17 protein-coding genes are annotated in these 21,018 nt (G+C 41.7%); 13 read left to right on the forward strand and 4 right to left on the reverse strand.

What is annotated here, in order from left to right; genetic code table 11:
* Nucleotides 1-253 precede the first annotated feature (253 nt).
* Nucleotides 254-445, forward strand: coding sequence for a hypothetical protein (locus tag BP621_RS00390; RefSeq protein ID WP_292387097.1), 192 nt, complete (start codon nt 254-256; stop codon nt 443-445).
* Nucleotides 446-566: 121 nt separating this feature from the next.
* Here the strand turns inward: BP621_RS00390 and BP621_RS00395 are convergent, their stop codons facing one another.
* Nucleotides 567-1,430 (reverse strand): protease inhibitor I42 family protein, encoded by an 864-nt coding sequence (locus BP621_RS00395; protein WP_292387100.1) that lies wholly within the window; start codon nt 1,428-1,430, stop codon nt 567-569.
* A 595-nt stretch (nt 1,431-2,025) separates the two neighbouring features.
* Nucleotides 2,026-2,844, reverse strand: coding sequence for a helix-turn-helix transcriptional regulator (locus tag BP621_RS00400; protein WP_292387103.1), 819 nt, complete (start codon nt 2,842-2,844; stop codon nt 2,026-2,028).
* A 387-nt stretch (nt 2,845-3,231) separates the two neighbouring features.
* Here BP621_RS00400 and BP621_RS00405 point away from each other — a divergent pair, with 387 nt between their 5' ends.
* From BP621_RS00405 to BP621_RS00430, 6 genes are all read left to right on the forward strand, one after another.
* Entirely contained in the window at nt 3,232-3,906 is a 675-nt protein-coding gene (locus BP621_RS00405) for a phosphoribosyltransferase (RefSeq protein WP_292387106.1), read from the forward strand.
* A 447-nt stretch (nt 3,907-4,353) separates the two neighbouring features.
* Complete coding sequence (locus BP621_RS00410) at nt 4,354-4,791, forward strand: Zn-ribbon domain-containing protein (RefSeq protein WP_292387109.1); 438 nt, start codon at nt 4,354-4,356, stop codon at nt 4,789-4,791.
* Nucleotides 4,792-5,409: 618 nt separating this feature from the next.
* The gene (locus BP621_RS00415; protein WP_292387113.1) at nt 5,410-6,093 is read left to right on the forward strand and encodes an ArsR/SmtB family transcription factor; all 684 of its coding nucleotides are present in this window, start codon (nt 5,410-5,412) and stop codon (nt 6,091-6,093) included.
* Nucleotides 6,090-8,354, forward strand: coding sequence for a CDC48 family AAA ATPase (locus BP621_RS00420; protein ID WP_292387115.1), 2,265 nt, complete (start codon nt 6,090-6,092; stop codon nt 8,352-8,354). Before BP621_RS00415 ends, BP621_RS00420 begins: the two co-directional genes overlap by 4 nt.
* A 158-nt stretch (nt 8,355-8,512) precedes the next feature.
* Nucleotides 8,513-9,040, forward strand: a complete 528-nt coding sequence (gene hsp20 / locus BP621_RS00425) for an archaeal heat shock protein Hsp20 (RefSeq protein WP_292387117.1) — start codon at nt 8,513-8,515, stop codon at nt 9,038-9,040.
* A gap of 54 nt (nt 9,041-9,094) precedes the next feature.
* Nucleotides 9,095-9,592 carry an Hsp20/alpha crystallin family protein gene (locus tag BP621_RS00430; protein ID WP_292387120.1) on the forward strand — a complete coding sequence of 166 codons (498 nt, stop codon included), beginning with the start codon at nt 9,095-9,097 and terminating at the stop codon, nt 9,590-9,592.
* A gap of 497 nt (nt 9,593-10,089) precedes the next feature.
* On the opposite strand, the gene BP621_RS00435 is transcribed toward BP621_RS00430, so the two are convergent.
* Together BP621_RS00435 and BP621_RS00440 are read right to left on the reverse strand one after the other, a co-directional pair.
* Nucleotides 10,090-10,548 (reverse strand): universal stress protein, encoded by a 459-nt coding sequence (locus BP621_RS00435; RefSeq protein ID WP_292387122.1) that lies wholly within the window; start codon nt 10,546-10,548, stop codon nt 10,090-10,092.
* A 210-nt stretch (nt 10,549-10,758) separates the two neighbouring features.
* Entirely contained in the window at nt 10,759-11,208 is a 450-nt protein-coding gene (locus BP621_RS00440; RefSeq protein ID WP_292387125.1) for a universal stress protein, read from the reverse strand.
* A 512-nt stretch (nt 11,209-11,720) separates the two neighbouring features.
* Between BP621_RS00440 and BP621_RS00445 the strand changes: the two genes are divergently transcribed.
* From BP621_RS00445 to BP621_RS00470, 6 genes are all read left to right on the forward strand, one after another.
* Nucleotides 11,721-12,833, forward strand: coding sequence for a DUF1646 family protein (locus BP621_RS00445; RefSeq protein ID WP_292387128.1), 1,113 nt, complete (start codon nt 11,721-11,723; stop codon nt 12,831-12,833).
* 419 nt (nt 12,834-13,252) lie between these two features.
* Nucleotides 13,253-14,365: a DUF1646 family protein gene (locus tag BP621_RS00450; RefSeq protein ID WP_292387131.1), complete on the forward strand. Its 1,113-nt coding sequence runs from the start codon at nt 13,253-13,255 to the stop codon at nt 14,363-14,365.
* Between the two features lie 261 nt (nt 14,366-14,626).
* A complete protein-coding gene (rbcL, locus tag BP621_RS00455) occupies nt 14,627-15,913 on the forward strand; it encodes a type III ribulose-bisphosphate carboxylase (protein ID WP_292387133.1) in 1,287 nt (428 codons plus the stop codon).
* A 49-nt stretch (nt 15,914-15,962) separates the two neighbouring features.
* The gene (locus tag BP621_RS00460; RefSeq protein ID WP_292387136.1) at nt 15,963-17,066 is read left to right on the forward strand and encodes an L-threonylcarbamoyladenylate synthase; all 1,104 of its coding nucleotides are present in this window, start codon (nt 15,963-15,965) and stop codon (nt 17,064-17,066) included.
* 76 nt (nt 17,067-17,142) lie between these two features.
* A complete protein-coding gene (locus BP621_RS00465) occupies nt 17,143-17,376 on the forward strand; it encodes a hypothetical protein (protein WP_292387139.1) in 234 nt (77 codons plus the stop codon).
* Between the two features lie 28 nt (nt 17,377-17,404).
* On the forward strand, nt 17,405-20,845 hold the full coding sequence (locus BP621_RS00470; RefSeq protein WP_292387142.1) for a DNA polymerase II large subunit: 3,441 nt from the start codon (nt 17,405-17,407) through the stop codon (nt 20,843-20,845).
* Nucleotides 20,846-21,018: the final 173 nt, after the last annotated feature.

Consider the following 21,018-nt stretch of genomic DNA (forward strand, 5'->3'; position numbering starts at 1 on the left):
CTGGCTACCCCACCCCGCTACGAGGTTTTATTTATCAGGCCAACTTGCCTGGGACAACTATCAGAACATACTAACGATAATTTATATAACTTTCGGTTGCTTTCCCAATCTTTTAAAACTTATTTGGAAGCTCAGGCATTTCTCTAAAGAAATTCCTCGACTTTTTCATGCCTTCAGTTTCTTTTTTCTTTTCTTTCCCTGTTCTCTGTTTTTTCAGAAAACATATTTGAAACTCCAAACCCTAAATCATATTATGACAAGGTGCCTATTCTGCGGAGCTTATTGCGAGGTTAAGTGTGGAGTTTACTGCGAAGGCTATCCTGGAGGCCAGGGGGAAAGAGAAAAGGAAGGAAGTGCGGAAATTCTTGGATGCACACAAATCGGCACATCCTATATCTGCGAAAACTGCCTTAAAGACCTGAAACAGGCTCTTGGATCCCTTTGAAAGGGCCAAACGGAGAAGAATACAGTACCAAGAATGCAGTACCAAATTAAAAGTTAAAAATGCCCTTCTCCTTTACCGAACGGGATGAGTAAATCGAGAAAAGGCAGGTATGACCAGTAAATCAGACAACTTCAACATTGAGTGTGAATTTCTCTTCATTTCCGGTTACTTTCTCCCAGGGTCTTTTATATATTCCCGTTACTTGCTGGCTGCCTTCAGATACAGCTTTAATCTTCCATAAATGGACTCCTCCCGCACCCACAAGAGGCTGTTCGATTCCTTCAGGCTGCTCTGGAGGATAGTATTCTCCTGAGATATTATTGAGCCCCTGGCTGAGATTGAGTTCCCATGAATAGCCTGTAGTCGGGTTTTCCTTAAGCCTGAGGAAAAATGTGCTTCCATTTTCAAGACTTATACTTGTTCCGTTGTCAGCTTCGGTTATTACCTGTTGTTTCGGCGGCATAGAGCCAGAAGCTTCTTCAGGTACGTTATTTACGGGCAGTTCAAAAGATTTGGTCACTCCATTCACATTAACAGTGTAGTTTCCGGCTTTGAGACCCCGGACTTCAAGGGAAATGGTTTCAGTAAAGCTCTTTATAACCTGCGTACAGAATGCATCTTTAGGGCGTTTTGTACTGATATTGATATTGAAGACGTTTCCTTCGCTTTCATTCTTTATTTCATCGATTTCAGTACATCCGTCAGGCAGGTAGCCTTTTGCTATGACCTGTATCTGTACAGGAAAAGACTCAAGGGTCACAATCTGGATACTTTCTACGTTTGCAGTACCGTATATGTAATCTCCCCCAGTTCCGTGACTATTGTTTATTCCGGGGATTCCCTGACTATTATTTGTTGTATTTTCTGATTCGGTTTCGTTCTGTTTTTCACCAACACAGCCGGAAAAAATAACCACAAAGGCCGTAAGCAGAATTGTTGTAGTTTTTGCGTATTTCAAAAATTTATTATTTGTTCCTATTTTCATTTTTCCCCTCTTTTTCTCTCTACTCTTATTCTTGATACGTTTATGAAAAGATGCGCCTGTTTGGATTTATCCTTTACTTAAACTTCAGTTCTATTCACAGCTTTATGGATCAGTTTTCACGATTAGTATTTTCAGTATTTTCAAGACTGAAAGAGGAAATTTTTTCGCAGCAGAATTGAAAAAAAACTTAGAATTGCTGTTTAAGGAGGCTCCAGCTCGGGTTCCCAGAAAACATCTAAAATAAACACAGTGTGGAAGTTAAAAGAAATGATTAGATCAGATATTTTTTCTTGTCTTGTCTCAAGTAATGGTCCGGTGGGATTCTATTGAGAATTGAGAATTGCAATTCTCACACAGGAAGGATCTAATGTTTTTGAATTCGTTACTGAAGTATCATCATACTCTGCTGAAAAACCGATTTACGCAAACTTGGGCTCACGATTAAAATTTTGAATAAAGATAAATGTAATACTTTCAGATATAAAGTAGGAAAACTTTATAAGGAGAATTCAAAGCGCTTTTTCATTTGTAAAAATGGAAAAATATATGTTGATGTTACATTTTCACCTGCAAGTTTTCTTGCCAGGATTTATCCTTATATCTGCTGAGCCTGCTCTTTGTAATGCAGAATAAGATCTTCAGTCCATCTCAGAGCCGCAGGCTCGAAGCCTATAATAGTTTCCTGGTCAAAAATCCCTTTCAAAGTAAGAAAATCAGCAGCCATGAAATATTCGGTCTTAACCAGCATAGCAATCTTTATCTCGTTCTTACAGATGAAAAGTCTCTTTTTTTCTCTGGCCAAATAAAGTTCCAGTTCTTCTTCGAAATCGGTTTTCAGTCTTTCACAGATTTTTTCTGTTACTACAAGAGTTATCTTGGTATCATCATCTTTGTTTGCTAGAAATATTTCGGAAAAGACCGGATGAAATATTGATGAAAAACAGAATATCTTCTTTGATTTTCTTATGTTTTCCAGGAACACCGAAGAAGGCTCAAAAATATTCTCGGGATCAGGTTTAACAAGGAAGCAGAACTTCAACTCATTAAGCCTTTCCAGAAATATCTTGGGTAACTCAGAGAGGTCGCGGTCCTGCCAGTATTCCGCATTCTCCTCAATGACCTGCAGAGTATCGAGCAAAGGCTCCATTTTCTCAACCAAAATTTTCGCAAGAGGTGTTAGCCTGTAATCTCGATCTTCCTGAAAAACCAGATATTCATCCTTCAGTTTTTTGATTTGCGGAAGCATGCCCGTCGGGTTAACGTTCAGACCGTTTACTATTTCCTCTATCGTTTTTCCTCCGTTTTTGAGCAGGAGCAAAAGGTCTTTTCTTTTCTGGGACATAAAAATCAGGTCTATCAGGGCTTTGTCCATTGATTTCACTTTCCGGATCTTGCGCTTTTGCGAAAGATTCATTTTTCCATCGGTTTTCAGAAAGGGTCTTTAAGGAATTTTCCAGTTCTACGAGAGATATATAAAGGTATTTGAAATTAACCTCAATTGCGTTCTTTCAGCCGCGTCCTTTCGAGTATGATGAGAGGTCCTATCCTACATTTTAAATGTTTATTTTTTAATCTTATTTTGTTCTTTTTAATCTTATCCTGTTCTTTTTAATCTTGGCTAGTTCGTTTCAATCTTTTTCTGAATTATCTTTTGACAAGATAAGAAAACTTAAAGTCTATAATCTAGATTATATAGATCGGATATAGAGCCTGGAAAGTGATACTTCTTATCTGATAGTATCCTAACCGTATAGCGCGAGTTCCAAATAATGGAGGACTTTGCATAAAATCATTCAAGTGTGTGCTTACGAACTGGGATTACATTTATAGTTTGTGCCGAAATGTCTCTACTGATATCAAACGTTCTGGATATGAACCGAACGTAATTATTGCGCTTGCAAGAGGAGGCTGGTTTGCCGGGCGAGTGCTCTGCGATTTCCTGGGGCTTGATGATCTGTCCAGTCTGAAAGTCGAGCACTACGTAGGAGCCACAGCTATCGATACCGGTGAGCCTTACATTCGATATCCTCTTTCGAACAATGTGATGGAAGGAAAAAAGGTACTTATTGTAGATGATATTGTTGATACTGGAGAAAGTATGCTTAGTGCCAAGGCTTACGTGGAAAACCACAATCCCACGGAAGTCAGGACCGCTTCACTACAGTATCTGGGTAGTTCTAAAATCGACCCCGATTATGTGGGCGAACGGCTTGAGGATTGGGCCTGGATTGTCTATCCCTGGAACTTCATGGAAGATATGACAAGTATCTTGATTAAATGCATGAGAAAAGACCCTAAAAAACTCTGGAATCTTGAGGATCTTAAACACAGCCTTTACATAAACCATGATCTGGACTCTATTATCTTTGAAATCACCCAGCCTGGAAGGCTTCCAGAAGTTCTGGAGGAAATGGAGAGAGTGCGCAGGGTCAGTTCCGAAATCATCAATGGAAAGAAGTACTGGAGGCTTTTATAAAAAGTCTTATTCTAAATTTTCTTCCTGAACAGGCTAATAGGCAACCATTTCTACTGGGAAGCCGGAAAGAACCTACAACCGAAGAGGATGTTTTTACTTTTACTGGCTGGAGTTATATCTTTCGTTTAAAAGAAGACATTAAGCTGTAAATACAAATATACATATCTATTCAGGGTATCTATATTTGAAGTACCCATAAGGCTATCACTATAGCCACGTTGTATATCCATTTAAATCTCGATTCAGGACACTAGACTGGTCTGAAATCCAGGACACTAAATTGATCTGAAATCTAGGACACTAAATTGATCTAAAGTCTAGGATATGCGACTGGTCTAAAATCCAGAATACCAGATTGGTCTAAAAAACCGAGTACATAATTACATTATTTACAATAAATTAATTCATTAACATCAAATTAACCCACGATCTATTACCGGTGAATTCATGTCCCATAGATGTACCAGATGCGGAACCATTTTTGAAGACGGAGATTCTGTCATCCTGAGCGGCTGCCCGAACTGCGGTTGGAATAAATTCCTTTATGTGAAAAAAGAATGCGAAGGTTTGGAAAATCAGGAAAGGCTTGCTCTGGAAGAACAAAAGCTGGATCTGGAATCCTCTCTGGATGAAGTTGTCAGGAATATTGATGAGGCTCTTGCTTCTGAGCAGGAAAGTATAAAGCAGGAACCAGAAGCCGAGAGGGAAACAGATGAAGAAAGAGTAGAGTCCGTAAGAATCCTTGGACCTGGCTCCTATGAACTTAACCTGGACTCCCTTTTTGAAAGAAAAGAACTCGTTATGGCAATTCGGGAAGAAGGGTCTTACGCCCTGCATCTTCCCTCTGTTTTCAGCCAGCAAAAGGAAAACAAAAAGAAAAATTAAAAAAGCAGAAATAACCTTCAAATTTTCCAAATTTTCCTGGGAATTTCTTGCCCGGATGTTTTTGAGAGAAATCCCCGAATAGTCTATAGAAAAAAGCGTAAAAGCCTATACTTTTAGCCTTAAGTTTAACTAGATTAACTAGCTTATTCTATTTCTATTATTTTTAATTATAAATTTCTTCATTAAGTATTTCTCACTTTACCACTTCTCACTTTTCTATATTCATGTCAGTTACTGGTGAAAGCAATAAGCAGTTCATTCTCCAGATTCGTGAATGACACTATTATTTGTTAGCTTGCACTCAAGTCCAGCCTTTTGCTTCTTACACTTCAATCCAGTTTTGCTGTTTTTTAGTGCCTCATATCCGGGGCTTTCTTATTTTTTGGTTACGAAAGAAAATAAATAACTACAGATAGATTTATATATCATTAATGATAACTATAGGTTACTATCCTATGCATTCTCCTTTCCATTTAGTCTTCCGGGTAAAGTTTCAGGCAGGGCTTCCTGTCCGAATTTACTCAAGGCTGGATACCTATAATCAAAATATACAATCGCAAAAATATGGCACTATTGCCTTAATATCTCATAAATTTAGATGATTATCAGAGGAAAATAATGGACCCGGCAAAATTACTTGACATCCTGGGGAATGAAAACCGCAGGAAGATCATTCAACTTCTTGCAAGCCGTCCCTGCTATGTCAGTGAGATCTCTAACAGGTTGGGAGTAGGGCCAAAAGCCATAATAAGTCATCTAGGTCTACTTGAGCAGGCAGGACTTATAGAATGCAGTGTGGATGAACAGAGGCGCAAGTACTTCAACATCGCAAACAATATGCGACTTGAAGTGTCAGTATCCCCATATGCCTATACAGTAACACTTCATGATGTTACTTTTGACAGGGAAAAAGAAGAGGATCCTGTGGGAAAGGAGACTCATCTAGGGGAAGAACCTTCGACTTTCTTTCTTAAATTGAGCAGCAAACTTAAGGGACTCAAAACAAGGCAAGAAGAACTTGCACAGATGCAGCAGCAACTCCAGGCTGAGTACACAGAAGTTATGGACCATTGTCTGGACTCAATTGAAGAAATAGCCAGGACCCCTGTGGAGTGTGAGCTCCTGTTTGAGCTTCTGAAAAACGAAACCACTCTCGCTACTCTATGTTACAATCTGCGCTTGCACCCGAGTATTGTTAACGCTAACCTGATAGACCTTACAAAGAGGGGGTTTATTGAGTATGGTATCAAAAATAACCAGTATTACTGGAAAATCCGTGAGACCGGAGTTGAGAACGAATGATTGAAGAAATAAATTTGAGAGTTGCTGAAGCTTATCATAAGGACGTGGGTAGGGGAATTGCAAGAATTGACACCCGCCTGATGCAGCAGATGGGGCTTGTAAGCGGGGATATAATTGAGATCTCAGGGAGAGCCAAGACCTACGCAATTGTCTGGCCAAATGTGGAGCGTGAACAGGAAAATCGGATCCGGATCGATGGAAACCTGCGTAGCAATGCCAAAGTTGGGATTGATGATAGGGTTACAATTCAGAAAGTCCAGGCAAAACACGCCCAGAGAGTTACCCTTGCTCCTTCTCAGCCTGTGAGACTTGTTGGAGGGGCTCACTACATTCTCAGAATTATTGAAGGAAGACCCTTGAATAAAGGTCAGCAGATCAGGGTAGAAACTGTAAATAACCCTCTGACTTTCGTGGTTGCATCTACAAGACCTGCAGGACCTGTTGTTGTTACTAAAGATACTGATATAGTCATTAAGGAAAAATCTGCTGAACAAATCAGGATTCCAGAAGGCATTTCATATGAGGATATCGGTGGGCTCAGGCGGGAAATTCAGCTTGTCAGGGAAATGATTGAGCTGCCGCTAAGACATCCTGAACTCTTCCAGAAGCTTGGGATTGAGCCTCCCAAAGGAGTGCTGCTTCATGGGCCACCGGGTACGGGCAAAACACTGATCGCAAAGGCAGTTGCAAGTGAAACCGATGCAAATTTCATTACTATTAGCGGCCCTGAAATTGTCTCCAAGTATTACGGAGAAAGCGAGCAGAAGCTCCGTGAGATTTTCGAAGAAGCCGAAAAGGATGCACCGTCTATCATCTTCATAGATGAGATCGATTCCATCGCCCCTAAGCGTGGTGAAGTCACAGGAGAAATGGAACGCAGGGTAGTTGCCCAGTTGCTCTCCCTCATGGACGGGCTAAAGTCCAGAGGTGAGGTAGTTGTAATCGCTGCCACAAACCGCCCGAATTCAATAGATGAAGCTCTCCGCCGCGGTGGAAGATTTGATAGGGAAATAGAGATAGGAATTCCTGATCGGAACGGTAGGAAGCAGATTCTTCTCATTCATACCAGAGGCATGCCTATTCAGGATGTAAGCCTTAGTGAAATTGCAGATGTAACTCATGGGTTTGTAGGCGCTGATCTGTCTTCCCTCTGTAAAGAAGCTGCAATGCATGCTCTCAGAAGGATAACTCCCGAAATCGATATCGAAGAAGAAGAAATTCCACAGGAAATTCTTGATAAGCTCGTAGTCACCAAAGATGATTTCAAGGAAGCCCTGAAGAATATCGAGCCGTCTGCAATGAGGGAAGTTTATGTTGAGGTTCCGCATGTAGGATGGGCAGATATCGGAGGACTTGAAAATGCAAAGCAGGAACTTATTGAGGCTGTTGAGTGGCCCTTGAAGTATCCTGAACTCTTCAGCACTATCAGTGTAAAGCCCCCCAGAGGAATATTACTGTTTGGGCCTCCGGGTACGGGTAAAACCTTGCTTGCAAAGGCCATTGCCAGTGAAAGCGAAGCTAATTTCATCAGCATTAAAGGTCCGGAGCTTCTCAGCAAGTACGTTGGAGAATCCGAGCGTGCGGTTAGGGAAACCTTCAGGAAAGCCAAACAGGCTGCACCGACGGTTGTCTTCTTTGATGAGATCGATTCAATTGCTCCCCAAAGAAGTTCGGTTTCAGATACGCACGTGTCTGAAAGAGTTGTCAGTCAGATCCTCACCGAACTGGATGGAATAGAAGAGCTCAAGGACGTGATTATTGTTGCGGCTACAAACCGGCCTGACATGGTAGACCCTGCTCTTCTGAGACCTGGCCGCTTTGATAGGCTTATCTATATCAAGCCGCCTGATAACACAAGTAGGGAAAAGATCTTTGAGATCCATACACAGGGAAAACCCCTTGCAGAAGACGTCAATCTCTCCGAGCTTGCTGATATGACCGAAGGGTATGTGGGTGCGGATATTGAGGGCATTTGCAGGGAGGCTGCGATGCTGGCACTGAGGGAGATTGTCACTCCAGGAGTTGGCAGAAAGGAAATCGAGAAGCGGGCAGGAGAAGTCAGGATTTCAAAGAAGCACTTTGAACGTGCAATCCGTCGTGTAAAGCCTACGACATCCAAGGAAAGTATTGTGGATTACGAACATAGTGCTGAACTCTTTGCAAAATACGCAACTGAATCTGAAGAAGAAGCTCCCGAAGCTGAAGAACAGGAAAAAGAAGTCGAACATGAAAGTGTTCCGGGTTTCTTTCAGGCCCAGTAAGCCCACTTCCTTATAAGCCTGCAAGTCCCGGCTTTTTATAATCAAAGGTTCAGAAATTCCTGAAAAGAAATAATGACTGATTTACTGGCTGATTTGATATATTCACTTAATAACTTAATAACGAATTACAATGGATAAATTAATAACGGGGTAATTATATGGACAGAGACAGCAAAAAAAGGAGAAATTTTTTCGATGAAATCTTCGGAATCGACCCGGTTGAGGATGTGGACGAAATGTTCGAGCGCCTTAGCAGGGCAATGGGTATGAGTGCGGAAAACTTCGGGCAGGACCCTTTCATCTACGGTTTTTCCTTAACCCAGAGACCAGGAGAAGAACCTGAAATCCGTGAATTCGGAAATATTCCTATGTTTGAACAGACTGAGACCGAAGAAAAGCGTTATCTTGACACAAGAAAACCCCTGATTGATGTACTGGAAACCGAAGAAACAGTACATGTGATTGCCGAGATTCCGGGCATTGAGAAAGAAAACATCAGACTGAACGCAACTGATTTAATACTTGACATCGAAACAATAGATGGGAATCCAAAATATTCCGAACATGTAGAACTGCCCGTAAAGGTGGACCCCCAGAGCGCGAAAGCTACATACAAAAATGGTGTGCTGGAAGTTACCTTTAAGAGGCTGGAATCCAGTTCCCGAACCTCAATAAATATTGAGTGACTTTCTGGGAATTGCACTGCAGGTGTAACAGCACGAGGAAAAGCAGAGGTAATAATGGTGGGCACAAGAAAAAGAAAGGATTTCTTTGAAGATTTTGGGTCTGAACTTTTTGATAACCTGGAAGAAATAATCGAAGCCCTCCTGGAAGATATGGGAGAGTCCGGCCCCTTCGTTTATGGATTTTCTATCATTCGTCGCCCGGGGGAAGATCCCGAACTCCGGGAGTTTGGAAACGTTCCGGATCATTCTGAAGATGAAGAGAATCTCTTCCCCTCCGAAATAAGAGATCCTTTAATTGATATCTTTGAAAGCGAAGAACTAGTACACGTACTTGCAGAAATTCCGGAAATCGAAAAGGAAGATCTCCTTCTGCATGCGACTGCTCAAAATCTTGAAATCAGGATACTTGGAGCTTCCGAATACTCGCAGGACATAGAGCTTCCGGCCCGTGTGGATCCTAAGAGTGCAAAAGCCAGCTATAAAAATGGGGTGCTTGAAGTTACCTTCAGGCGCTGTACCGAAGAAAAACCCGTTGAAATCGAGATTAACTGATGTCAGATTAATATCAACGATGTGGAATATCAATTCAAGAGTCATAGAAAGTAATTGGAAAGCTGTAGGCCAGAAGAATTGGTCTAAAGCTGGATATAACTAATATCAAAAATAATTAACAGATAGTATGCTAATCCCTTATATTAGAGCAAAACTTGCTTGTTTGTTAATAAAACAAATCTAAATTTTTCAATGCGTACTATTTGTATACTTATTTTTCGGTCTAACTCTTTTTATTATTCGGGATTCAGAGATGCAATTTTGAGTTTTTGGTATTTACTTTTTAATTCAATTTCAAGCGTATTACTGTTCTTCAGCTTCTTCCTTATGTTTCATTTCTGAAAGGAGACTTTCTTAACATAATTAAATCTACACTTAGGAGATCAGGTTGTGTAAAGTCTTCAGGGAATGGATCTTTTTATAGGTTTAACTCTACTGGAAAATACTCTAATCCTCCTGTTACTTTACAGAAACCCTCTTTTTTCTTATTTACTCCATCATCGGACAACAAGGACCGAAACTTTTGCATTCCTGACAACCTTTTCGGATACACTTCCAATTGCGAATCGCTTGATTCCGCTTTTCCCAAGCGAACCTACCACAATCATGTCAACATCATGCTCATCAGCAAAGTCCAAAATCTTTTCTGCAGGATTTCCTTTAAGAACTATAGATTCAGCTTCTAGTCCGGCAGCCGTTGCTTTTTTCTCAACATAAATATTTGCATCATGACCTTTTTTCTCAAGTTCCTCACATGTATCTATTGTCCATGATTCGTCCATAAGAATCGAATCATAAGAAGTTACATCGATGACATACATGGCATAGACCTTTGCTCCACTTTGACACGCAAATTTTACCCCAAGATCAGCTGCTTTTTCAGCGGTTATTGAGCCATCGGTAGCGATCAAAATTTGTCTGTACGTTTTATCTTTCATTTTAGTACCTTTTTCCATATTTCTCACCATTTCCAGATTTGCTTTCCCTTTACTCTAAGTTTTAATACTTTAACAGGCTCATTGCTGTTTGACCACCAGAAATACTAGATACAGATTCATTATTGAACTAAAAAAAGTAATTTCGCTGTAGATTTGTGTAAATTTAAATTGTATTCAACAAAATCATTTTTCTGAGAAAGTCTTTAATTCCTCTTTTTCGAAAGTTTCTCACCTTATAACAAGCACTGGCTTTTTAGAATGCCTAACCACGTTTTCGGTTACACTTCCAAGCAGAAATCTCTGAATTCCAGTTTTTCCGAGTGTACCCATAACAATAAGATCAATGTCATTTTTTTCCGCAAAATTGACAATCTGATCTGCAGGGTTTCCTTCAAGAATTACAGGCTCTACTGCAACGTTTTCAATTTTTCCTGCAGTCTCGGCATAAGCTGTGGCTTCTCTACCTTGTGCCTCAAGATGCTCTTTCATTTGCTTTTTCCATTCAATATCTCTTGGATCATGTTGAGTTACAGAAATCTCTCCCGGAGCAATTACATTTACAGCATAAAGCTTTGCGTTGTTTAACCTTGCAATTTTAACTGCTGAATCAACTGCTTTTCTTGCTAATTCCGAACCGTCAGTTGCAACCATTATATTCCAGAAAATACGACTATCCATACTTGACCTCCCTTATTCTATCTCGTTTTCTATACCATATTATAGTTCAAGATAAGCTAAAGCTCTTCTGTTAATGGAAATAATTGAAAAGTATTGTGCAAATTCTGAAAAATATTGTAAACTTCCGGTTAACGAGATGACTTATCTCTAAATTACCATTAAATAGGCTTGACCGAAAAGCCGAACTTGAACGCAAAAATCTTCTCCAAGATGCTCGGTCCTTTTGTAATGCTAACGTTTAACGGAAAGAGTTCTTCGAGGGCTTATAAAGCTCTTCGAGGACTATAATACACAATAACCTACAGTTTTATAATAAACAGTTCTTACAATTAATAATTGTTTGATTACTGTGTTTTGTAAACAGAAAGAACCACTACATATTTCAAGCACTAATTCAGTTACTTAGCCCTCAAATGAGTAGGCTATATTCTTTTAGGAATTTAAATTCAATAATTTTTAATTTGGCTTTATAATATGAAAACGGTAGGCAATAATCAAGGAGGAAAAATTAAATGGCTCTCGAACTAGGAATTTTAGCTGGATTTTTTTTAATATTCCTAGCCGTATTGCTCAGTCCTTTTAAAGTAAAAATAATTGAAGAAAATCTTGAGGTCTTCCTTTTTGTCTGCGGAATTGTAGCAATGACAATTGCAGGTATGGTCGAACTTCCGGGACTAGAAACAGGCTGGAGAATGGGAATAATCAAAGAAGCATTGACTTCGCCGTTGAATTCTTTAAATATTCGTGGCATTCCTATAGGAATATTCCAGATAGTACTGATTGTCGGGTTAATTATCTATAAATGGCATGAGCCAATTCACAAAGCAATCCGAAAAATGGCCTCGGCGCTTTCTCTTAAGATTATGGCTTTTATCCTTATTGCTGTCCTTGGTTTATTTTCCAGTGTAATGTCGGCTATTCTTGCGGCAATCATTCTCGTTGAGATGGTTAATGCACTGCCTCTCTCACGAAAATCCAAGATAGACCTGACAGTTGTTGCATGTTTTTCAATAGGACTTGGCGCTGCACTTACCCCCCTTGGCGAACCTCTTTCGACAATCGCTATCTCAAAACTCTCAGGTGCGCCTTACCATGCTGACTTTTACTTCTTATTTAACATGCTGGGTAAATATATACTTCCAGGCATCCTTGTTTACGGTCTTGTTGGCATGTTCTTCCTTGGAAAAGTTGATATGAACGACAAGGGAATGAAAGCTGAAGAGTATAACGAGACTTTGAAGGATGTCATAATGAGAGCTGTTAAGGTCTATTTGTTTATCATGGCTCTTACATTCCTTGGAGATGGTTTCAAGCCTATTATCTTCGAATACTTTGCACAAATTCCCGCGACAATTCTGTACTGGGTAAATATGGTTTCGGCTATCCTTGATAATGCTACCCTGGCAGCAGCTCAAATAGGACCTAATCTTACTGAACTTCAAATAAAGGGTATTCTCATGGGACTTTTGATTGCAGGCGGAATGTTGATCCCAGGAAATATTCCAAACATCATTTCTGCAGGCAAACTTGGTATAACCAGCAAAGAATGGGCAAGACTTGGAGTACCCATGGGTCTTGTCTCGATGTTTATCTACTTCTTCATTATCTTTGTGCTTAAACTCTAAAATTAAAATTTGCTCTTGGTGTAATATATTCAGTTTCAAGATCCAGTGACGAAACCATAGTTAAATCACTGGATTTTTGGGTAGAATCTCTATATACCTTCAACTTTGGTAAGCAGTACAAGTTTTTTGTAAGTTTTTTTGTAGCTGATCAACGAGATTTTAATTCTTAATTTCGTCGATTAATATCTTTTATAGAAGTGTAAAACCAGAAGAAAGCTCTGCTTTTTTTCCAAATAGAAGGACATTAAATTGAATTTAAACGTAATAAATATATTATAAAATAGTGTAATTATAGGCTAATAAATCGTAAAGTAGGTCACTTGAATGTCTAAAAATTCAAGACTTTGTAGTATTTAACAGTAAATAAATTCCCTCAGATCTTTTACAATCCAAAATTTACCATAAGAGGAAAAAGGTTAATGGCTCTTGACTTAGGAGTTTTAATTGGATTTCTTATAATATTCTTGGCTGTATTGCTCGGGCCTTTCAAAATACATGTTGTTGAGGAAAACTTGGAAGCATTCCTATTTGTATGCGGAGTGTTTGCAATGACTCTATCAGGCTTTGCTGTGATTCCTGGCGTAGAGACCGGCTGGAGTTTGGAGATAATCGAAGAGGCATTAACTGCACCGTTACATGTTGGAGACATAGCCGGCATACCAATAGGTATATTTCAGATAGTGTTAGTTGTTGGCTTGATTATCTATAAATGGCATGAGCCAATTCATAAAACAATCAGAAAATTGACTGACATACTTTCAGTCAGGATTCTGGCTTTTGTTCTCATTGTTACCCTTGGCTTATCTTCAAGCGTGATGTCGGCTATTCTTGCGGCAATTATTCTTGTTGAGGTGGTTAATGCGATGCCTCTCTCACGAAAATCCAAGATAGACCTGACGATCATTGCATGTTTTTCAATTGGCCTTGGCGCTGCTCTTACCCCCCTTGGCGAACCTCTTTCGACAGTTGCGGTCTCAAAACTCTCCGGTGAGCCTTACAATGCTGATTTCATGTTCTTATTTGATATGCTTGGTAAATATATAATTCCAGGCATCCTTGCTTATGGTATTGTTGGAATGTTCTTCCTTGGAAAGGCCGATGCAAATGAGCATGAAATGGAAGCGGCAGACTATAATGAGACTGTAAAAGACATCATAATGAGGGCTGTCAAGGTCTATGTGTTTATTGCAGCACTCGTATTGCTTGGGGAAGGATTCAAGCCTATTATCTTCGAGTACTTTATTCAGGTCCCGCCTATGGCTCTCTACTGGATTAATACGGTTTCAGCCGTTCTTGATAATGCCACCTTAGCAGCTGCTGAGATAGGGCCTGTCCTTAGCGAATTTCAGATAAAAAGCGTACTTATGGGGCTTTTAATATCAGGTGGAATGCTGATCCCAGGAAACATCCCGAACATCATCTCTGCGAGCAAATTGGGTATAACCAGCAAGGAATGGGCAAGGCTTGGATTACCCCTGGGATTTACTTCAATGACCCTATACTTCATGGTACTGTTTGTGTTTAATATCTGACTTTCAAGTAAGTAACTCAAAATCATTCTTTGTCTAGTTCGCGGAGACTCTCTATTTGACTGCTTTTTTCTTCATATCTCATGAGCTCCCTCCTTTTTGCTCTCTTCATACACCTTTCTGCTTTAGATCTGGATTTACTTCCGCCAAATAAACAAGTTTTTATTTATGTTCAGTTACTTCCTTCAATCAGGACTATAATTCTATCTAATATATTCTAACATTCTATTCTGCATATTAGCTGATTCAGTCAGGAGGAAGACAATGCGAAGGGACTATATAGACACGGGCTACAGCCCAAAGGATACCGATCTGATATGTGAATTCCATATCGAACCGTCAGCAGGAGTGAATTTTGAGGAAGCTGCAACCCATATGGCAGGGGAAAGCTCTATAGACTCCTGGACTGAAATTGCCACACTCAGTCCCGAACTTGCAGCTAGGCTAAAGCCCCATGTTTTTTACGTGGATGAAGCAGCACAGACTGTAAGGGTGGCTTATTCGGAAGATCTTTTTGAACTGGGTTCGGTTCCGCAGGTACTCAGTGCGGTTGCAGGAAATATTCTGAGCATGAAAATTGTTGACAATTTAAGGCTGCAGGATATTGCTTTCCCGAAGTCAATGCTCCGTGAGTTCAAAGGGCCTGAATTCGGATTGCCAGGAATCAGGGAACTTACAGGTGTGCAGGACAGGCCTCTTATAGGAACTATTGTCAAGCCAAAAGTTGGATTAACTTCTGAAAAACATGCTGAAGTTGCTTACAACTCCTTTGCAGGAGGTTGTGACCTTGTCAAGGATGATGAGAATCTTACGGATCAGAAATTTAACAGCTTTGAAAAAAGAGCTGAACTTACCTTGAAACTTGCAGAAAAGGCAGAGTCCGAGACCGGAGAGCGTAAAATGTATCTCTGCAACATTACTGCCCCTACATGTAAGGAAATGATCCGCCGCATGAACGTCCTTAAAGACCTGGGTGCCAGCTATGCGATGATCGATATCGTACCTGCAGGCTGGACTGCGCTTCAAACTCTCAGGGAAGAAGCAGGAGATGCAGGACTTGCTCTCCATGCTCATCGATGCATGCATTCAGCCTATACCCGGAACCCACGTCACGGGATAAGTATGCTTGTTGTTGCAAAACTCTGCAGACTGATAGGGCTTGACCAGCTTCACATAGGTACGGTCGTAGGGAAAATGCATGGAGAAAAACATGAGGTTCTGAATCTTCGGGATGAGTGTGTGCTCGATAATGTGCCTGCGGACGAAAGCCAGCACGTACTTGCCCAGGATTGGGGAGGGTTGAAGCCTATGTTCCCGGTTGCGTCTGGAGGGCTTGCCCCTACTATGATTCCTGATCTTTACACTATCTTCGGAAGGGATGTTATTATGCAGTTTGGTGGTGGAATTCATGCTCATCCTATGGGTACGGCAGCCGGAGCCACTGCTTCCAGGCAGGCACTCGAAGCAGCCCTTGAGGGAGTTAGTCTGCAGGAATATGCGAAAAACCACAGAGAACTTGAAGCTGCTATCGATAAGTGGCTGAAGAAATAAGCCGGAGAAAGAGCTACAGGAAATTATAATCGAAAAGGAGTTTACCCTTGTGCAGGCAGAAAACGAAAGGAAAGTAAAGACTCTGGTTTTTCGGGTTTCCGACGAAAATTTTGATTCCGTCCTTAACAGGGCGGCGGCAATTATCAAGCGTGGCGGGACTGTGGCTTTCCCCACGGAAACGGTCTACGGGCTTGGAGCTGACGGTCTGAACCCCGAGGCAGTCCTGAAGATTTTCGAGGCAAAAAAGCGCCCTCCAGGGAATCCTCTTAGCCTGCTTGTTCATTCAAGAGAAGATGTTGAGAAAGTATCAAGAAATGTTCCAGAAAGTGCTTTCAGGCTAATGGATGCTTTCTGGCCTGGCCCTCTTACGATTATCCTGGAGAAAAACGATATTGTTCCCGATATTACTTCAGGAAAACTGAATTCAATAGGAGTCCGCATGCCCGACCATAAAATTCCTCTGGAACTAATAAAGAGAGCAGGCACTCCTCTTGCTGCTCCCAGTGCCAACCTGTCAGGAAAGCCCAGTCCTAGCCTTGCAGCCCATGTCGTTTCAGATCTTACAGGCAGGATTGATGCAATTCTTGACGGAGGGGAGGCTGCCATAGGGCTTGAGTCAACTGTAATTGATATGACTGTCGAACCACCTGTTGTGCTAAGGCCCGGAGCCGTAAGTATTGATGAGCTTGAAAGCGTTACAGGGAAGGTTAGGTCCGGATATAAAAGTGGCAAAACTGGAGATGAATCTGATCTGTCGGAAAAAAAGGCAGGTCAGAAATACGGGCATTATACTCCTGATACAAAGGTCGTGCTTGTCGAAGGAGAAGGTAAATCGGTTTCGGAAAAGTTTGTCAAATTACTTGAAAGTTACAGAAGCGAAGGGCAGAAAGTCGGGCTTCTTCTCAGCGAGGAAACCAATAAGGAGACTGCAACTTTCCTTGCTTTAAAAAACTTGGGTCCAAATGAGTACCTTTTGCTGGGTCCCAGGGAAGAGCCGGATGTGGCTGCCAGGAAACTCTTTGAAGGGCTCAGAGAACTTGATAAGAAAGGGCTGGATATAATCGTGGCTGATGGGTCTTTCAGCCGTTCTGGGCTTGGGGAAGCTCTCATCAACCGACTGAGGGAAGCTTCTTCCATAAAGATTGTTGTTTAAGCTTAATTTTACGCAGTTTTTAACTCAATTGTGATGCAAAATTGAAAATTTAGTTAGTGTTTGAGAGGGATGAATTTTGAATGCCGAGAAAAAGGAAAATCTGGTAAGAATGCAGTCTTATAAAAAAGTCGTGAATCAGAATAAAAGAATAATTAAGATTAACCTTGTAGTGCTGGCTGCGAGTCTGCTTTTAACAATTCTGGGCATGGAGAAGGTAGGAAGCTATCTTCTCTGGGTAGGTATTTTTGTCCTTTTTGTAACCACAATTTCAAGCATTCTTGCATCAGGGTCTCTTCGCAGGCAGAGGTAATACTAATTTTTTTTAAAGGAGCTTTCAAATGGGTGAAACGATTGCGAGTAAGGAAATGCACAAATACTTCGATGAGCTTGAAGCAAGACTCAAAGAGGCAATTAAGATTGCAAATACAGCTCGAGCTCGTGGAGGAGACCCAAAGCCCATTGTAGAAATCCCCCTTGCCAAGGATCTTGCGGATAGGGTTGAGAACCTTATAGGAGTAGAAGGAGTAGCTGCAAAGATCCGGGCGCTTGAGGAAAAAATGTCAAGAGAAGAATCTGCTCTTGAAATCGGGCGTCAGGTAGCAGAAGGAGAGGTGGGGAACTTTGCAACAAAAAAGGATGCAGTTGAAGCTGCGATCCGGGTTTCCATGGCCGTCATTACAGAAGGAGTGGTTGCAGCCCCGATTGAAGGGATCAATAAGGTCGAACTGGGAAAGAACGACGATGGTTCCGAGTATATCCGGATTTTTTATTCCGGGCCCATCCGGAGTGCAGGTGGAACGGCCCAGGCCCTTTCCGTGCTCGTTGGCGATTACGTAAGGCGCGGGATAGGGATTGACCGCTATAAGCCAAGACCTGAAGAAGTAGAGCGTTATGTAGAAGAGATCGTTCTTTACAAAAGAGTTTCAAGCCTGCAGTATATGCCCTCTGAAGATGAGATCCGCCTAATAGTCAAGAATTGCCCTGTTTGTATTGACGGCGATCCAACTGAAGAGGCCGAGGTTGAAGGGCACAGGGATCTAGAGAGGATTGGGACAAACCGCGTCAGAGGGGGAATGTGCCTTGTGCTTGCCGAAGGGCTCGCCCTTAAGGCACCCAAGGTCAAGAAACATGTCAATAAGTTGAATATGGATGGATGGGACTGGCTGGATATCCTCATAGGGGGTGCAAAAAGCGGAGACGATGAAGAAAATGAGCAGAAAAACAAGATCAAGCCTAAGGATAAGTACATAAGAGACTTGATTGCAGGGAGGCCGGTTTTTTCCCATCCTTCAAGGCCAGGAGGGTTCAGGCTCCGCTACGGGCGTTCCAGAAATACTTCTTTTGCGGCTGCAGGGGTCAATCCGTCTACTATGGTGCTGCTTGACGATTTTATTGCTAACGGGACTCAGCTCAAGGTTGAAAGGCCTGGAAAGGCTGCAGCCATGTCCGCGGTAGACTCGATAGAAGGGCCAACTGTGCGCCTTTGTTCCGGAGACCTTGTCCGCATAGACGATATAAAGGAGGCTTACGAGCTTCGCTCGCAGGTCGAGGTAATAGTAGATATCGGAGAGATCCTGATTAATTATGGGGATTTTCTGGAAAACAACCATCCTCTCATGCCTTCACCTTACGTTTTTGAATGGTGGCTTTATGACTATAAAGCAGCTTGTTCTGAGAAAATACCTGAAGAGGAATTAAAGAATCCGTCGGCAGCTCTGGCTCTAAGGCTTGCGGAGGAATACGATGTACCTCTACATCCGAAGTTTACGTATTTATGGCATGATATAAATCGAACCGAGTTTGAGGCTTTAAGGAAATTCGTGATTGAGGACGGAAATTTATCTATTGAAGAGGGGATTCTCAGGTTACCCTTGAAAGCCTGTGTGAAAAATGGTGTCAAACTGATACTTGAAAAACTCCTTGTACTTCACAGGGTAAAAGCTGATACAATCTTGATTGAAGAAGCCCTTCCTTTTATTCTCTGCCTTGGGCTTGACCTCCTCCTTAAAGAAAAGATGAAAATGCCTGATACCGATAATATGGTAAATGCTGCGGCTCTTTTAAGCGGGTTTAAAGTTCTCCCAAGGGCTCCCTCGAGAATAGGGGCAAGGATGGGAAGACCGGAAAAATCCAACCTGAGAAAGATGTCTCCTGCGGCTCAGGTTCTATTTCCTATAGGTAATGCCGGGGGAATTACGCGGAACCTTGTATCTGCTTCAGGTTATTCGGCTTCCATGAATGGGAAAATAGGCGAAATTGAAGTTGAGATGGGAGTCCGTGAGTGTCCTGCCTGCGGGAAAGAGACTTATTTCTGGCGCTGTGATTGCGGAGAGTATACCCGTCCTAAACTCTTCTGCCCCCGATGCAAAATTGAGGTTCGAGGTTCTGAAACCTGCCCTAAATGCGGTAGAAAGCCAACTTCCGTTGCAAATGTCAAACTGGATTTCCGTTCTATATACAAGCAGGCCTTTAAAAATGTAGGGGAAAGGGAAAAAATGGACCTCATCAAAGGCGTAAAACGGCTCATGAACGGGCAGATGACTCCCGAACCTCTAGAAAAGGGAATTTTGAGGGCAAAACACAATGTATATATTTTCAAGGACGGGACTGTCCGCTATGATATGTCAGATATTCCTCTTACACATATCAGGGCTGATGAAATCGGGATAACAGCAGCTAAACTCCGGGAACTCGGTTATGTGGAGGACATTTACGGAAATCTCCTTGAAAGAGATGATCAGATCGTCTGCCTGAAGGTTCAGGATCTTGTAATTTCTTATGACGGTGGTGAGTATATGCTGCGTACCGCACAATATGTGGATGACCTGCTTGTGAAATATTACGGGGTTGAGCCCTACTATAATGCCAAAACAATCCAGGATCTCGTAGGCGTACTGCTCATAGGGCTTGCTCCACACACCTCTGCAGGCGTACTAGGGCGTTTAATAGGGTTTACGAGAGCTTCGGTTGGCTATGCTCATCCTTTCTTTCATGCTTCAAAACGCAGGAATTGCGACGGAGACGAAGATTGCGTAATGCTTCTCATGGATGGAATTCTTAATTTCTCAAGGGCTTATCTCCCGGATAAAAGGGGTGGGAAAATGGATGCGCCTCTTGTACTTACTACCAGAATCGATCCCAAAGAAGTGGACAAGGAGGCACATAATATAGATGTGCCTGCAAGATACCCTCTGGAGTTCTATAGGGCTACCCAGGAGATCAAAAATCCCACAGAGCTTGAAAGTATTATGGACCTTGTGAGTGGCCGACTTGGAACACCGGAACAATATGAGCATTTTATGTTCACACATGATACTACGGATATTGCTGCAGGCCCGCTCAATTCTTCATATAAAACTCTTGGAAGCATGATTGAGAAAATGGAGGCTCAACTTTCCCTTGCTAACAAAATAAGAGCAGTGGATGCTCCAGATGTAGCAGAAAGGGTGCTCAAGTCTCATTTCCTTCCTGATCTTCTAGGAAATCTCCGTTCTTTTTCCAGGCAGCGGATGCGCTGTATAAAATGCGGAGAGAAGTTCAGGCGTCCTCCGCTAACCGGAGCCTGCCCTAAATGCGGAGGTAATGTGGTACTGACTGTACATGAAGGAGCTGTCCGTAAATATCTCGAAATTTCAAAAGAAATTGGAGAACGGTACGGAGTTTCCAGTTACACCCGACAGAGAATTGAACTTCTGGATAAAGACATATGTTCTCTGTTCGAGAATCACAGGGTTAAGCAACTGGGACTTTCGGATTTCATGTCTGGATCTGCGCGCTGAGAGCACGAATAATAAGACATAATAAGCATATCAACACTTAAAATTAATTACTCTAATTAAGTGGAAGGAGGCAGGGCAGTTTAAGAGCCCTAAATCACAGAAGTATTTATTAATTAGTTCTCTAATTTTTACTGTACACAGTCCTATTCTTCTCATGTAGAGAGGCTCTTNNA

This window comes from Methanosarcina sp. UBA5 (genome assembly GCF_002505485.1).
In the GTDB taxonomy this organism is placed as follows: domain Archaea; phylum Halobacteriota; class Methanosarcinia; order Methanosarcinales; family Methanosarcinaceae; genus Methanosarcina.

What these genes read in the sequence shown, in the direction of transcription:
- BP621_RS00390 (WP_292387097.1), top strand. Translation starts at nt 254, where the DNA reads ATGACAAGGTGCCTATTCTGCGGAGCTTATTGCGAGGTTAAGTGTGGA.
- BP621_RS00395 (WP_292387100.1), bottom strand. Translation starts at nt 1,430, where the DNA reads ATGAAAATAGGAACAAATAATAAATTTTTGAAATACGCAAAAACTACA.
- BP621_RS00400 (WP_292387103.1), bottom strand. Translation starts at nt 2,844, where the DNA reads ATGAATCTTTCGCAAAAGCGCAAGATCCGGAAAGTGAAATCAATGGAC.
- BP621_RS00410 (WP_292387109.1), top strand. Translation starts at nt 4,354, where the DNA reads ATGTCCCATAGATGTACCAGATGCGGAACCATTTTTGAAGACGGAGAT.
- BP621_RS00415 (WP_292387113.1), top strand. Translation starts at nt 5,410, where the DNA reads ATGGACCCGGCAAAATTACTTGACATCCTGGGGAATGAAAACCGCAGG.
- BP621_RS00420 (WP_292387115.1), top strand. Translation starts at nt 6,090, where the DNA reads ATGATTGAAGAAATAAATTTGAGAGTTGCTGAAGCTTATCATAAGGAC.
- hsp20 (WP_292387117.1), top strand. Translation starts at nt 8,513, where the DNA reads ATGGACAGAGACAGCAAAAAAAGGAGAAATTTTTTCGATGAAATCTTC.
- BP621_RS00430 (WP_292387120.1), top strand. Translation starts at nt 9,095, where the DNA reads ATGGTGGGCACAAGAAAAAGAAAGGATTTCTTTGAAGATTTTGGGTCT.
- BP621_RS00435 (WP_292387122.1), bottom strand. Translation starts at nt 10,548, where the DNA reads ATGGAAAAAGGTACTAAAATGAAAGATAAAACGTACAGACAAATTTTG.
- BP621_RS00440 (WP_292387125.1), bottom strand. Translation starts at nt 11,208, where the DNA reads ATGGATAGTCGTATTTTCTGGAATATAATGGTTGCAACTGACGGTTCG.
- BP621_RS00445 (WP_292387128.1), top strand. Translation starts at nt 11,721, where the DNA reads ATGGCTCTCGAACTAGGAATTTTAGCTGGATTTTTTTTAATATTCCTA.
- BP621_RS00450 (WP_292387131.1), top strand. Translation starts at nt 13,253, where the DNA reads ATGGCTCTTGACTTAGGAGTTTTAATTGGATTTCTTATAATATTCTTG.
- rbcL (WP_292387133.1), top strand. Translation starts at nt 14,627, where the DNA reads ATGCGAAGGGACTATATAGACACGGGCTACAGCCCAAAGGATACCGAT.
- BP621_RS00470 (WP_292387142.1), top strand. Translation starts at nt 17,405, where the DNA reads ATGGGTGAAACGATTGCGAGTAAGGAAATGCACAAATACTTCGATGAG.